This window comes from Roseiconus nitratireducens (assembly GCF_008629675.1).
GTDB classification, from domain to species: Bacteria; Planctomycetota; Planctomycetia; order Pirellulales; family Pirellulaceae; genus Stieleria; species Stieleria nitratireducens.
The window spans coordinates 162564-176090 of record NZ_VWOX01000009.1 but is presented as its reverse complement, the minus strand read 5'-3'; the positions used below and the strand labels follow the sequence as shown (position 1 = coordinate 176090).

Genomic DNA, 13527 nt, shown 5'->3' with positions numbered 1-13527 from the left:
GCGGGTTTTCCCGCATCGACCGGCACGAGCGTTTTGCCAGGCATTGCACTGCAAATCCCGACGTTTTTGATTGTAAGTGTCGCGGTTCAACCAAGCTTTGCGTGAAATCGAGTAGCGACGCTCGCCAGAGCGTGGCGTTCGGACGTCTGGTGACGGCAGTTCCAGGGTTGTGCGGTTTCTAGACAGGGCATAGCACCTTGCCGCGCCGCGCCCTGCAAATCCCGGTCGACATCAATGGATCAGCCGACGGCGTTACGATTCGGTCAGTTCGCCCGGGTGGGAATCGCCCAGTTGGTCGTGGATGTACAACATTTGCGTCAGGACCATGATCACCACGACCAGCGGCGCCGCCATCATGATGCCGATCACGCCCACCGTGACGCCCATCAGCAGTTGGGCGGCGATGGTCAGAATCGGAGGCAGAGACGCTTCGTGACGTTGGATGACCGGTGTGATCAGATAGCTTTCCACGCCTTGCAATGCGACATTGAAAATCAACACGTAGATCACGGTGCTGGACCCCAGGTTCAAAGCGAGCAGCACTTGAGGCACCGCAGCCAAAAGGGGGCCGATGTTGGGGATGAACGTCAGCAAGGCGGCGACGACACCCAGCGTGATCGGCAGCGGCAAGCCCAACAGCCACAAGCCGATGGCGGTCAACACACCAATGATGGCCATCGAGGACATTCGGCCGATGATCCATTGTCCGAGTGCCGATCGGAGTTCCCGAAAGACTTTTTCGGCGCGTCCCCGTCGGTGCTTGGGGACAAGTTTGATCAGACCGGTGCGGTACAAATCCGGTTCGTAAGCGGCATACAAGCCGACGAAAAAAATCACAAAGGCGCTGGTGATCGCCCATCCCAAGCCACGAAAACCTTTCAACATTTCAGGCAGAATGGCCGATTGCGACTCGGTCACCGCCTTTTTCACCTGGGAAGCATCCGGCAAGTATTTCTGAGCCTGCTCCGATTCACGCAGTTGTTCGGATGCGTTTGAGATCGCCGACTGCAACTGCACCCATAATTCGTCCGCTCTTTGGACGATCTGTGATCCCAAATAGAACACGCCCAGCAGAATCAGCAGGATCAATACGGTGGTGAGGATCAAGTACCAGGTTCGGTACGACAGCGGCGTGCGCTCGGCGCACCAACTGCTGACACCGTTCATGAGAATTCCGAACAAAATGCCGGCGAAGACCAACAAGACGACACTGAGTGACGGCACCAGCAATCCGGAGGCGGCCAGGATCAGTCCCAACAACAACACCGCCCACAACACGGGTTTGATGGTCACGTTTCCAATCACGGAGACCGTGTTCGTACTCTCGCCGCCGCTCTGCATCGGGTGCTCCATGAAAAAGGGTTCTTTTGGTTTGAGCGTGGGCGCCGGTGTTGCACCGGGGGCCGATCCGGCTTTGGTGGCCCATCCAGATAACGCTCTTGCCTGAGTTTGGTCGTGAGGCGGGTACGACGCAACTTTTGCGCCAACCGCGTCGGCAAGTCGTCCGATCAAAGCGAGCCGAGGTCGGAGTCGTCCAGAGCCCGACCACTCGCGGTGGGAATCTGGAATTCCGGTTGGGGCGGTTCCACCCGATCGTAGCTTTCAACGTGCTCGGTCTGGCGCAGCCAATGTTCGGGTGTTTCGCCCCAGCCGCGTGTGGTGTAGTCGGCCAGGGTGCACACAATCGCAAAGGAAAGCCACAACAGCCCCGCCGCCGCCGCGACCCTCACCGGTCCGATCGAATGAGCCAGGTTCATAAACACCCACGCGATCAGCAGCATCTTGGCCGTGGCGATGGCCAATCCCAGCCACAGGTTCCAGGGCCGGATGTCGACAAAGCTCAGTCCGATCGTTGCGGCCAGTAGCAACGTCAACGCCAGGAAGGTGAGGTAGATCGAGAGTTGGTGTGAACGCATGGGATTCAGCGAACCAGATAGAACAGCGGATACAGAAACACCCAGATGATGTCCACAAAGTGCCAGTAGAGTCCAATCACGCTCATCGGATTGGCCAGCGAACGGGGCTGTTCTGATCGGCCGATCGCGACGGCCATGCCTCCCACCAAAAGGATTCCCAAGCACATGTGGAAGGCATGCAGTCCGGTCATGCAGAAGAACAGCGTGAAGAACATTTCCACGCTACGTCCATCCAAAGGATCGGACGAAACGTCCGACAGGCGAAACGCGTGACCGGGAAACCGACCGTCTTGAATCAGTTGATGATATTCGTGGAACTCGAGGGCCAAAAACGCGATGCCCAGCACGGTTGTCGCTACCAATCGACGAACCACCGGCCCGCGCAGCGATGACCGATTGTCGGCTGATGGGGCGATCAGGTGATCGACAACGGCGACCAGCATGCTGCCCAGCAATAACAGCAACGTCATCGCGCCGCCCGACCAGAGATTCAATTCAGCGCTGCCCGTGCGGAAAGCTTCGGGGTACTCATAGCGATAAACCACATAGCCCACAAACAGGCCGCCAAAGAACAGCACTTCCGTCGCCAGAAACACCCACATTCCGAACGTCGCCGCGGAGCGCTGCTGGTCGGCGCTGTCGTACGGAATCGCGATTTCGCTGGACATCTCGTTGGCCATGAAGATTTCGAAGGGACCGAAAAGGGGTGAATGGCGGACGATCCGGTCGGTGCTTCTGCACCAACGGATTTGACCGGACGTTAAAGACTCAGTGGGGTTCGGGCTCTCCTTCCCCGATCACCAGTTCGGGGTGTGGCGATTCATAGGCGTACGGCGGACCACTGACCGTCGGTTGGGATAAGAAATTATGCTTCGGTGGGGGAGACGTTGTGCGCCATTCCAGCCCGGTCGCGTGCCACGGATCGTTGCTGGCACGCCGTCCGAACTTCAACGACCACAGCAGGTAGCAGCACGGCAGCAGGTAACCGATGCCCAGGATGGTTGCCCCCAGCGAGCTCATGACGTGGAACACCTGGAATTCATCGGGGTAGGTGTGGTAGCGGCGCGGGTTGCCCAGGATCCCGAGGATGAATTGCGGGAAAAACGTCATGTTGAAACCGCCGAACACGACCAGGGCGCTGACCCGCCCCCACCATTCGGAATAAATCCGGCCGGTGATCTTCGGCCACCAGAAATGCAGTCCGCCCAAATAGGCCATCAGCATTCCGCCAACCATGATGTAGTGAAAGTGCGCGATGATGAAATACGTGTCATGGACATGCACATCGAACGCCAAGGTCGCCAAACAGATCCCGGTCAGGCCGCCGAACGTGAACAGTCCGATGAATCCCAACGCGTACAGCATGGGCGTTTTCAAGAAAATGGTGCCCTTGTACAGCGTCGCGGTCCAGTTGAAAACTTTCACCGCGGAAGGCACTGCCACGAGCATGCTCAACAGGGAAAACAGCAGTCCGGCATACATGGACTGGCCGCTGACAAACATGTGGTGGCCCCACACGAGAAAACCCAGTGAGGCAATCGCCAGCGTCGCCATCGCGACGAACCCGTATCCGTACAGCCTCTTTCTGGAAAAACACGGGACCACTTCGCTGATCACGCCCATGCCCGGCAGGATCATGATGTAAACGGCCGGGTGCGAGTAGAACCAAAACAGGTGTTGGAACAGCAACGGGTCGCCACCGATCGACGGATCAAAGATCCCGACGCCCAGAATCCGCTCCACCGCAACCAATGCCAGCGTGACCGCCAAAACGGGCGTCGCCAGCACCATGATCAGGCTGGTGGCGTAAATCGTCCAAACGAAGATGGGCAGTCGAAACCAAGTCAGGCCCGGTGCCCGCAACACGTGGATGCTGACGATGAAATTCAAGCCGGTGGCGATCGAGGAGAATCCGGAAATGAAGATGCCCGTCGCAGCCAGGATCACAAAGGTATTCGCATAGGTGCTGCTGTAGGGCGTGTAGAACGTCCATCCGGTGTCGACGCCTCCGGCGACAATCATCGTCAATGTGAACAGGCCGCCGGCCATGAAGATGTACCACGACAGCAGGTTCAACCGGGGAAAGGCCAAATCGCGGGCACCGATCATCAGCGGGATCAGAAAGTTGCCCAGCACGGTCGGGATGGAGGGGATCAGGAAAAACCACACCATCACGATCCCGTGCAGCGAGAATAATTTGTTGTAGCTGTCGGCCGACAGCAAGTCTCCTTCGGGCGTGATCAATTCCAGGCGAAACAGCACGGCCGCCATTCCGCCGACGAAAAAGAAGAAGGTCAGCGAAAGCAGGTACAGAATCGCAATCCGCTTGTGATCGGTCGTTAGGAACCAGGACCGCAGTGTCGTCGATTCATTCAAGTAGTTCATCGTGATTCCTCCGCGTCCGTCGAAGGAGGAGAGCGTGATTCGGCCGCTTCCGGTGAATCGAGCGGTTGTTCCACGTCATCTTCACCGGTCGGCCCGGGCGGTGATGATTCATCGGGCGACTGCTGAACCGGTGACGATGCACCGGGCGATCTCGAATCGGTATCCAGCGTCCCCGGACCCGCCAGCGGACCGGTGGCGTCGGCTACCGAACGCAGGTAGGCGATGATCTCCAGGAGCTGTTCCGGATCGATCTGGCCGTCATAGCTGGGCATTTTGGGCTCAAAGCCTTCCCGGACCTCGGCCGCCGGTTCCAAGATGGAACGCCGCAGGTACTCCGGGTCGGCGACCACTCGGGCACCATCGGACAGGGTCACTCGATGGCCGTACAAGCCGGTCAGCGGTGGCCCGACTTGACCGCCGGGGATCCCACCGTGGCACTGCAGGCAGCCCATGGAATCCAGGTTTCGCCGTCCCGCCTGTGCGAGCGATTCCTCGGTGCCTTGCGCGATCCACTCCGCATACTCCTCCCGTTGCTGCACCACCACCTGACCAATCATTTGGGAATGTTCGGTGCCGCAGTACTCCGCGCAGAACAAATGGTACCGACCCGGCTTGGTGGCCCGGAACCACAGCGTGCTGTAGCGCCCCGGAAGAACGTCCTGCTTGACGCGAAACGCGGGAACAAAAAAGCTGTGAATCACGTCTTCCGAAATCATCGTCAATCGCACCGGTCGACCGATCGGAAGATGCAGCGTGTTGATTTCTCGGCGGCCGGAAGGATGGGCAATCTTCCACATCCATTGCTTGGCGACGACGTTCACTTCCACCGGGTCCGTTGGAGGCCGGTGAGCGCGGATGTACACGACGGCTCCCCAAGCGAATAGACCCAACAGAATCGCCAGGGGGCCCAACATCCAGGTGATTTCAACCAACCAGTGCATCCCACGCGAGGGTTGGAACTGACGGTCCACCTCGCGGCTGTGCCAATAGCGGGCGATGAAAACCAGGATCGCCAGCGAAATGCCCAGCGAAAACAAGACGCAAACGCCGAATAGCGCCAACGAGAGGCGGTCGAACTGCAAGGCGCCTTCGGACGCCGATTCCGGAAAGAACGAAAACGATTCATTCACGTTCGGTGTCCTCCCTCTTGGGTTCGCCCCAGCTCACTTGGAACTCTTGATCGACCATCATTTCCATCGCCCGATCGACCGGGACGTGAGCGATGGAGTGCTGGTCGTCCTGCCACCCGTAACTCTCCAACCGTTCGTTCCAACGCGATTGGTAAGCCCGTCGCGCATACGCCTGATTCGGCATCACGCCCGGTGAGCTCTCGGCACGGCTCCATTCGGTTTCGGCGTCCACCAAGCCGGTGTCCGGAAGCAACAGCTGCAGCCCGGTCGCCAAACCCAGCAGCACGACGGCGATCAGCCCAAGCAGCCCAAGACCGACCGCCGCAACCCACCAGGCAGCGAAGGAGTTCGGTTCGGGCATCGACGATGGATCGTGGTTCGGTTGGGGTGGCGTCATGACCCGATCTCCTGTTCCGGGGAAACGTCGTCGCGTCGGCGGTTTGGCGACCGTTTGAAGGCAGCGGAAAAGAGCAACCCGTAAATCGCCAGCAGCGTTGCCGCGAGCGGGACGGTCATTCCCAATCGCAACAGAGACGACTGACCGTCGGCAGCGGGCAAGACGATCCAGCAAAGTTCGACACCACGGACGACGATCAGACTGATCGCGAGAACGCCGACCCATTTAGCGGTGCGTTTGAATCGATAGGACAGCAGACAAAGAAAGGGCACCGCAAACCCCAGCAGTGCCACGGCCGGAGTGATGATCGCCCACAATCCGCGGCTGCGTACCAGGTAGTACTGGGCCTCGATCGGCAGGTCGCCGCTCCACATGATCAAGAATTGCGACCAGGAAAAGTAGGCCCACAGCATCAACATCGCGAGCAGCATGCCGGACAGATCGCCCAGGACGGTTTCCGGCTTTTCCACTTTCACGGCGAAGCACCTGGTGGCAATCGATGCCGCCAGGGCTGCCAACATCGCGCCAGAGCCGATCCAGATCCCAAACAAGGTCGAAGCAAAAAAGGGATCGATCGACATGATCCAATCGATGCATGCCCACGTCACGCTCAAGACCGTTGCCACCAGGCCGATGCCCGCGACCAGCGATCCGCCACGGACGGTCGCGAAACCGTCATCCTGGTTGCCCGATTCGCCACCGCCGCTACCGCCGCGGCGGACCGCCCACGCCAACACGCTCCAAAGGGCAAAGTAGCCAACGGTTCGCAACAAGAAGAAGGGCGTCTGGTAAAACCATTGCCGGTGCGACGTGTTCTCGAAACGGGTGAAGTAGTCATCCGCGGACCACGGATAGACCTGGTCAATTCCGATCGCCCAGGGCACAAACAACAGGGCCACCAAGGGCATCAGCCGCGCATGCGTCACCAGCGCAGGCCAGATCGCGATTCCCCACCGACCACCGGTCAAGCTGATGGTCAACAACCAGGCCAGACTGCCGACAGACAAACTCCAGGGCAGTAGGACCGCGGCCAGGTAAGCGAGAAAGAAGTTCTCCCAGGATGTCAGCCATCCAAGCAAAACTGACACGACTGCGCCGGCAGCCACCGCGATCCAGATGGCGTGTCGGGACTTTCGATTACTCATCGGCCACCTCCGACGAATCTTGACGCTTTTCGCCGGGTCCGGTGGCGCCGGCAAGCTGTTGTCGATCTTCTTCGCTCAGCCGTGACGCCGGGACATATTGGCTTAGTTGCAGCGCCCGCACGTAGGCCGCGATGGCCCAGCGATCCGATTCCCGGATCTGATCGCCGTAGGCCGGCATCTTGTTTTTCCCTTCGCTGATAACCTTGTAAAAGTAGGGCAGCGGTTTGTTTCGCAAGCGAGGCGTGTGGTAGCTGGGTGGAAACGTCATTCCCCGCCTTGCCGCCATCCCGTTTCCGCTCCCGGAACGATCATGACACGGGACACAATGGATCAGGAAGCGTTCCCGTCCGCGTCGCAACAGCGCACGTCGGAGGTCGCGAGACAGGTCCAGCGGTTCATTCAGGTTGATGCCGGATTCCCAGGCGATTCCGGAAGCGGAATGGGTGGGCCGTCCCCGCGCCGCGTCACTGGCTTGGACGACATGTGGCGGAGTTGGATCGACATCGCTTTGGTCGACGATCCCCTCACGAGGTTCCAGCGCATCGAGCCGCCGCTGGTTGGCCATCTGTTGCGTGCATCCGGCCAGCAGTACCGGCAATGACAGCACGAGGAAGCCGATCCTAGACATCGGGCACCTCCCACACCGAGATCGCACCCAGTTCATTCAATCGGTCCCGCCAGGGCCGCAATTCCCGGTCGGCCCCGGACAATTCCAACGTCAGAAAGAATCCGTCACAGCTGGCGCGGCGAAATTCGTCGATCTCAAAGAGTCGGTGGTGAAGTTGCGGCAAGCCGCAAAGGTAGAGCACGCCCAGCAGAGCGAAGATCGATGCGATCAGAACCGTCAACTCAAATGTCGGTGGAACGAACGACGGCCAGCTGTGAAGCGGCCGGCCGCCGATATTCAGCGGGTAGGCATACACGTTGATCCAGTACTCCAGCCCATACATCGAGACCCCGCCCAACACGCCTCCGATCGCGATGATCTTTGGCATCGGTGACGATCCGTGCCCGAGGGTTTCGGCCAGCCCTTCAATCGGGAAGGGGCAATACGCTTCCAGTGAGATGTCGGCGTTGTCCCGCAGGGCCTGCGCAGCGGAGCGCAGGTCATCGGCGGACGCGAATCGTGCGAGCAGGGTAGGGGACGCGTCGTCGTGCGAGGCACTCATTCGCTCGGCTCCTTCGACTGGTGGATCAACTCGCGGACCTCGGAAATCGAAATCGGCGGAAGCAATCGCACGAACAACAGCATCAATGTCAAGAACAAACCGAACGTTCCCGCGTACAACAGCCAATCCCAAACGGTCGGGATGTACATCGCCCAGTCCGACGGCAGGTAGTCTCGGTGCAGGCTGAGCGAAATGATGATGAATCGTTCCAGCCACATCCCGACGTTGATGACCAGCGAGATCACGAACAACGCGATCGCATTGCGTCGGATCCACGGTGACCACAGCAACTGGGGCAGCAGGCAGTTGCAGAACACCAAGCCCCAGTAACAAGCGGCGTAGGGGCCGCCGAAGCGGTTGGAGTAGATGTAACTGTCAAACGGTTCGTTCTTGTACCAGGCAACCCAGGCGTCCATCAGGTAGCCGTACGAAACCGTCAAACCGGCCGCCAGCATGATCTTGGCCATGTTATCCAGGTGTCGGACCGTGATCAGGTTTTCCAGGTGATAGAAGCGGCGCATCGGAATCGAGATCACCAGCACCATGGCAAACCCGCAAAAGATGGCTCCACCGACAAAGTAAGGGGGGAAAACGGTTGAATGCCAGGCACCCACGATGCTGACAGAAAAGTCCCAACTGACGGTGGTGTGCACCGAGATGACCAGCGGCGTGGCCAGTCCCGCCAGGATCAGATACGCCGTTCGATAGTGCATCCAGTGCTGGACAGAGTTTCGCCATCCCAAGCAGAGCACGCCGTAGCAGCGAGCGACCAGGCGGTTTGACGCGCGGTCGCGCATCGTTGACAGGTCCGGGATCATCCCCAGGTACCAAAAGATCAACGAGACCGTTCCGTAAGTTCCGACCGCAAAGAAATCCCACATCAATGGGCTTCGAAATTGTGGCCACACGGTGGTGGTCGCCGGGTACGGGATCAACCAGTAGAAAAACTGGGGGCGACCCAGGTGCAGCAATGGGTACAGCCCCGCGCAGGCCACCGCGAACAAGGTCATCGCTTCGGCGAATCGATTGATGCTGTTGCGCCAGTCTTGTTTCAACAGCAACAGGATGGCCGAGATGAGCGTGCCGGCGTGACCGATCCCGATCCACCAGACGAAGTTGACGATTGCCAGTCCCCAGCCGACCGGAATGTTGATGCCCCAAACGCCGACCCCGAACGCGAACAGCCAGCCGATCGAGACCAACAGCACGTTCAACCCAACCAAGCCGACAAACAGGCCGACCATCCAGGTTCGCGACGTGGGTCGATCCAGTACCAGTCCGGTGATTTGGGACGTCACCGACCGATCATCCGCCTCCGAGGGCACCCAGGGTGTCGTCGCGTTTCCGTCAGTCATCGGGTTCTCCCGGCTGGCGGTCGTTGGACGCCGGCGGATCGCCAAAAGCCTCCCTGGTCGTCGACGGATTGGTGACTTCCGCCAAGTACTTGGTGCGGGGCTTGGTGTTCAACTCTTCAAGCAGGCCATAGCAAAGCGGGTGCTCGTGGGCCGCGGTGACCTTGCTTTGCGGATCGTTCAGGTCACCGAAACGAATCGCCTGGGCGGGGCAGGCGGACTGGCAAGCCGTTCGGATGTCACCATCGACAAGCGTTCGGTCGTGAAGTTGGGCTGCGATCTTGGCCTGTTCGATCCGCTGGACGCAGAAGGTGCATTTCTCCATCACGCCTCGGCTGCGGATCGTCACCTCCGGATTGGAGAGCAGTTCCATCACGGGCTGGTCAATGAAATCCTGAGCGAAGTCCAGGAAGTTGAACCGCCGAACTTTGTAGGGGCAGTTGTTGCTGCAATACCGGGTCCCCACGCAACGGTTGTAAATCATCTGGTTCAACCCCTCATCGCTGTGGTTGGTCGCGGCAACCGGGCACACGACTTCGCACGGGGCGTGTTCGCAGTGCATGCACGGGACCGGTTGGTGCAACGTCTTCTCGGGGTGTTCCGGCGATCCCTGGAAATAGGTGTCGACGCGAATCCAGTGCATCTCGCGGTTCATGTCGCATTGCTGTTTGCCGACCACGGGAATGTTGTTCTCCGCCTGGCAAGCGATCACGCAAGCCGAGCATCCGACACAGGCCGTCAGGTCAATGCTCATTCCCCAGCGATGGCCCTCGTTGGGCCACGGCGGGTACAACGATGCTTCGGGCAGCGGCGATGGAGGGTGCGCAAACTCGGGATCTTGCGGATTCTCGCGCAGCGATCGCAGCGTTCCCGACCGGGCAAGATGACGTCCTTCCATCGCGAAGTGATGTTGAGTCGAAACCAGCGAGTGAGTGTTTCCGGTTGGCTGAATCCGGATTGCGGCTCGGGCGGCGGGTTTCAGCCAGGTCAGGGGACGAACATCGAATCCCGTGTCGCGGCCGACTCGACCGGCCGTCGGTTTCCCATAACCGGCGAACACGGTGACCGAGCCTTCGGCGTGACCGGGAGCGATCCAAACCGGAATCTCAACCGTGTGTGCGCCCGCCTGCATGGCTGCCATGTCGCCCGACTTCAATCCGATTCGCCGCGCGTCGGCCGGCGCGATCCAGGCGGCGTTGTCCCAGACCACGTGAGAAAGCGGTTTGGGAAGTTCTTGTAGCCAGGCGTTGTTGATGAAGCGGCCATCCCAGATGGTCGGATCGGGACGCACGACGACTTCCAGCGTTGTGTCCGAGTCCACGTCTTGGGAAGAGGCTGACGCCACGGCGTCTTCAACGCTCCCATTCGTCGTGGCATCCGATTCGACCGCTGCGAACTCAGTATTTGCGATCACTCCGTCGGCCAACGCCCGGCGCCAACGTTCGTCATTCTCTCCATCCCCCAGCCGCTCTCGCCAGGTTTTGCGTACTGCAGCGTAGGCGGTTTCCGCATCTTCAACGAGTGTTGCCAGCAGATCGATTTCACCAAGGCTCTGATACAACGGCCGGATCATCGGTTGCACGATCGACGCCGTTCCATCATGCCCCCGGGCGTCACTCCACTTTTCCAAGAAATGGGATCGCGGAACCGTCCACTGACTCACCGACGTGGTCTCGTTTTCGTGATCGGCCAACGCTAGCGAGAACTCCGCCTTGCGGATCGCTTCGGAAAGCCGCAGTTCGGGATCGGCGTTTCCGATCGGATCACCGCCCAGCAACAACAAGGATTGGGCATCGCCGGCGGACAGATCGGCGGCAAGTCGCGCCAAGGCGTCCGTATCCGATCCGGCTTGCTGCGGGTGAATTTGAACACTGGAGATCCAGCGCACACCGCGTCCGGTAGACGTCAAACGGTCGTTGATAGCGTGCGCCAGAGCATGCGTTTCGGCCGGCTGATCGGTCCCCACACAAACCAGGCCGTCGCGTCCGGCCTGCTGCAAGTCCTGGGTCACTCGCTGTAACCAGTCCTGGTGCTCGGCGGGCAGGGTGGCCTGGGGTAACTTCGGTCCGGCTCCCAGCCGGCGTGCCAGTTCACGCAACACCAACGTGGTGGTGGCGCGCGTGACGGCAAGCGAATGATCGGCCTTGGACGACGTCAACGTGGGGGTTGGCCCCAGATGGTACAGCCGGACCATGCCGGAAGCGTCGCGATCTTGGTTGCCGACCACGCGGCGGGCATCGGAGAATTGGCGGATGTAACAAGCAGGGTGGCCGCGAGCCGCCAGAAAATCCATGTCGATCGAAACCACAACGCTGGCCTGGGAGAAGTCATAGACCGGTGTCAGCGGACGATCGCCGGAACGGAAGCGCAACATTCCTGCCTGATTCAAACCGTCCTGACCGAATGGTTCATGGACCATCCAGCGGGCCCGGGGCCACCGGCTGGTCACGCGATCGAGTAGACGTTGAACGGTGGGGCTGGTCGAGCGTTCAACCAGGATCCGCAGTCCGGCACCCCGGTCGGCATCGCATTGCGTGCGTAACGATGCCATCGACTCTCGGACCCGGCCAAGCGAAACCAATTGCCCTCGACGGGTCGGGGTTCGTGGTCGATCCGGGTCGTACAGGTCCAGTGTCGCGGCCTGGGCGAACACGCCGGTCGCACCTCGGCTCGTCGGGTGCAGCGAGTTGCCTTCGATCTTGATCGGTCTTCCGTCGCGAGTCTGGACGACCAACCCGATCGCGGAGCCAGCGAAGTCCATTGCGGTCGTGTACTCGTTGGGCACCCCAGCCAGTTCATCAGCCCCCCGGCGCCAGGAGGCGAAAATCTTCTCTTGCGGTTGGCGGATGTCACATCCGGTCGCTCCTGCCAACGCCAGCGAGGCGGACATCAGTTTCAGAAAAGAGCGACGGGAACCTTCGGGAAAACTTGACGCTTCCGGTGGGAACTCGCGCTGCAGCATCGATCGCATTTCCGGTTGCGCGGCGAGTTCGTCGAGGGATCGCCACCATGACGATGCGGAGTCCACGATTGGCAGTTGGTGGGAGTCTGTCATGGGATCGAATGGAGGGTGGGGTCAGCCCCGGTCGACGAACCGTTTCAAGGGCGCACCGCCCAGCTAACGATGGCAGGTGTAACAATCGACTTTGCTTTGGATCTGATATTCGGAGACCAGGGCGGACCGTAGATGCGTCAGGGATGTTTGATCCGTGTCGATCAAAGATTCGAGTGGTTGAGGGCTGTAGACGAACTTTTTCGGGCGAACATGCCGCTGCGGGTCTCGATGGCAATCCAGGCACCACTTCATCGTGAGCGGAGCGTCCTGGCGGATCAGGGGCATCTCGCCAACGGCCCCGTGGCAGCTGTAGCACCCGATCCCTTTGTGAACGTGGATGGCGTGATTGAAGTAGACGTAGTCGGGCAGGTCGTGCACGCGATTCCAGACGATCGGAATCCGTCGGCGATAGCTTGCACGAACCGGTGCCAGCATCTCGCTATCGGCAAACACCTGGCGGTGACAATTCATGCAGATCTGTGTCGTTGGAAGACCGGCCGAGGCGGACGTTTCAACCGCTCGGTGACAGTACCGACAATCGATGCCGATATCCGAAACGTGGTGTTGGTGGCTGAAGGGAACCGGTTGCGCGGGCACTCGGTTTTGGCCGGTCAGGTAGGGCGACCGTGCAACCGCCAACGCGATTCCGACACTGACGCCCGTTCCGATCACCAGCACAGCCAAAATCATTCGGAACCAAGTGTCGGCGGCTCGCGAAAAGAGTTGGGGCATGACGGCTGCGGTGATTCGTCGAGCAGATTGATTGGTAACCCTTCGGCAAAAATCGCGGCGGAGGATGTCCGGTGAGACCGCCCACCGAAGGCCCGGATCCTTCTCGCCGGTCCTTCTCGCCGGCGCCGAACCGCTGCACCCATTGTGCCAAGGATGCTTCGATCAAGCGAAAGCCACAAACTTGATCTGCAGGTATTTGCAGGGGTTGGTGGCGTGCAAAGTTGTTGAAGCACAAAACAGGTGACG

12 protein-coding genes are annotated in these 13527 nt (G+C 60.0%); all 12 read right to left on the bottom strand.

The genetic code is table 11. The features are described 5' to 3' along the window. Positions 1–252: 252 nt before the first annotated feature. The gene (locus FYK55_RS16540) at positions 253–1353 is read right to left on the bottom strand and encodes an AI-2E family transporter (protein WP_235908746.1); all 1101 of its coding nucleotides are present in this window, start codon (positions 1351–1353) and stop codon (positions 253–255) included. A gap of 155 nt (positions 1354–1508) precedes the next feature. Next, positions 1509–1916 (bottom strand): cytochrome C oxidase subunit IV family protein, encoded by a 408-nt coding sequence (locus FYK55_RS16535; RefSeq protein ID WP_150077544.1) that lies wholly within the window; start codon positions 1914–1916, stop codon positions 1509–1511. Between the two features lie 5 nt (positions 1917–1921). Beyond that, entirely contained in the window at positions 1922–2596 is a 675-nt protein-coding gene (locus FYK55_RS16530; RefSeq protein ID WP_150077543.1) for a cytochrome c oxidase subunit 3, read from the bottom strand. A gap of 88 nt (positions 2597–2684) precedes the next feature. After that, complete coding sequence (gene ctaD, locus FYK55_RS16525) at positions 2685–4301, bottom strand: cytochrome c oxidase subunit I (RefSeq protein ID WP_150077542.1); 1617 nt, start codon at positions 4299–4301, stop codon at positions 2685–2687. Continuing rightward, on the bottom strand, positions 4298–5431 hold the full coding sequence (coxB, locus tag FYK55_RS16520; protein WP_150077541.1) for a cytochrome c oxidase subunit II: 1134 nt from the start codon (positions 5429–5431) through the stop codon (positions 4298–4300). The genes ctaD and coxB overlap by 4 nt, the downstream gene beginning before the upstream one ends. Further along, a complete protein-coding gene (locus tag FYK55_RS16515) occupies positions 5424–5828 on the bottom strand; it encodes a hypothetical protein (RefSeq protein ID WP_150077540.1) in 405 nt (134 codons plus the stop codon). Before FYK55_RS16515 ends, coxB begins: the two co-directional genes overlap by 8 nt. Beyond that, positions 5825–6973 (bottom strand): hypothetical protein, encoded by a 1149-nt coding sequence (locus FYK55_RS16510; protein WP_150077539.1) that lies wholly within the window; start codon positions 6971–6973, stop codon positions 5825–5827. The genes FYK55_RS16515 and FYK55_RS16510 overlap by 4 nt, the downstream gene beginning before the upstream one ends. Further along, complete coding sequence (locus tag FYK55_RS16505; RefSeq protein WP_161604562.1) at positions 6966–7601, bottom strand: c-type cytochrome; 636 nt, start codon at positions 7599–7601, stop codon at positions 6966–6968. Before FYK55_RS16505 ends, FYK55_RS16510 begins: the two co-directional genes overlap by 8 nt. Further along, complete coding sequence (locus FYK55_RS16500) at positions 7594–8142, bottom strand: DUF3341 domain-containing protein (protein WP_150077537.1); 549 nt, start codon at positions 8140–8142, stop codon at positions 7594–7596. The genes FYK55_RS16505 and FYK55_RS16500 overlap by 8 nt, the downstream gene beginning before the upstream one ends. Then, positions 8139–9497 (bottom strand): NrfD/PsrC family molybdoenzyme membrane anchor subunit, encoded by a 1359-nt coding sequence (nrfD, locus tag FYK55_RS16495; RefSeq protein ID WP_150077536.1) that lies wholly within the window; start codon positions 9495–9497, stop codon positions 8139–8141. The genes FYK55_RS16500 and nrfD overlap by 4 nt, the downstream gene beginning before the upstream one ends. Continuing rightward, positions 9490–12549, bottom strand: coding sequence for a TAT-variant-translocated molybdopterin oxidoreductase (locus FYK55_RS16490; protein WP_150077535.1), 3060 nt, complete (start codon positions 12547–12549; stop codon positions 9490–9492). The genes nrfD and FYK55_RS16490 overlap by 8 nt, the downstream gene beginning before the upstream one ends. 63 nt (positions 12550–12612) lie before the next feature. After that, positions 12613–13281 (bottom strand): cytochrome c3 family protein, encoded by a 669-nt coding sequence (locus FYK55_RS16485; RefSeq protein WP_150077534.1) that lies wholly within the window; start codon positions 13279–13281, stop codon positions 12613–12615. Positions 13282–13527: the final 246 nt, after the last annotated feature.

What these genes read in the sequence shown, in the direction of transcription:
- FYK55_RS16540 (WP_235908746.1), bottom strand. Translation starts at nt 1,353, where the DNA reads ATGGAGCACCCGATGCAGAGCGGCGGCGAGAGTACGAACACGGTCTCC.
- FYK55_RS16535 (WP_150077544.1), bottom strand. Translation starts at nt 1,916, where the DNA reads ATGCGTTCACACCAACTCTCGATCTACCTCACCTTCCTGGCGTTGACG.
- FYK55_RS16530 (WP_150077543.1), bottom strand. Translation starts at nt 2,596, where the DNA reads ATGGCCAACGAGATGTCCAGCGAAATCGCGATTCCGTACGACAGCGCC.
- ctaD (WP_150077542.1), bottom strand. Translation starts at nt 4,301, where the DNA reads ATGAACTACTTGAATGAATCGACGACACTGCGGTCCTGGTTCCTAACG.
- FYK55_RS16515 (WP_150077540.1), bottom strand. Translation starts at nt 5,828, where the DNA reads ATGACGCCACCCCAACCGAACCACGATCCATCGTCGATGCCCGAACCG.
- FYK55_RS16510 (WP_150077539.1), bottom strand. Translation starts at nt 6,973, where the DNA reads ATGAGTAATCGAAAGTCCCGACACGCCATCTGGATCGCGGTGGCTGCC.
- FYK55_RS16505 (WP_161604562.1), bottom strand. Translation starts at nt 7,601, where the DNA reads ATGTCTAGGATCGGCTTCCTCGTGCTGTCATTGCCGGTACTGCTGGCC.
- FYK55_RS16500 (WP_150077537.1), bottom strand. Translation starts at nt 8,142, where the DNA reads ATGAGTGCCTCGCACGACGACGCGTCCCCTACCCTGCTCGCACGATTC.
- nrfD (WP_150077536.1), bottom strand. Translation starts at nt 9,497, where the DNA reads ATGACTGACGGAAACGCGACGACACCCTGGGTGCCCTCGGAGGCGGAT.
- FYK55_RS16490 (WP_150077535.1), bottom strand. Translation starts at nt 12,549, where the DNA reads ATGACAGACTCCCACCAACTGCCAATCGTGGACTCCGCATCGTCATGG.
- FYK55_RS16485 (WP_150077534.1), bottom strand. Translation starts at nt 13,281, where the DNA reads ATGCCCCAACTCTTTTCGCGAGCCGCCGACACTTGGTTCCGAATGATT.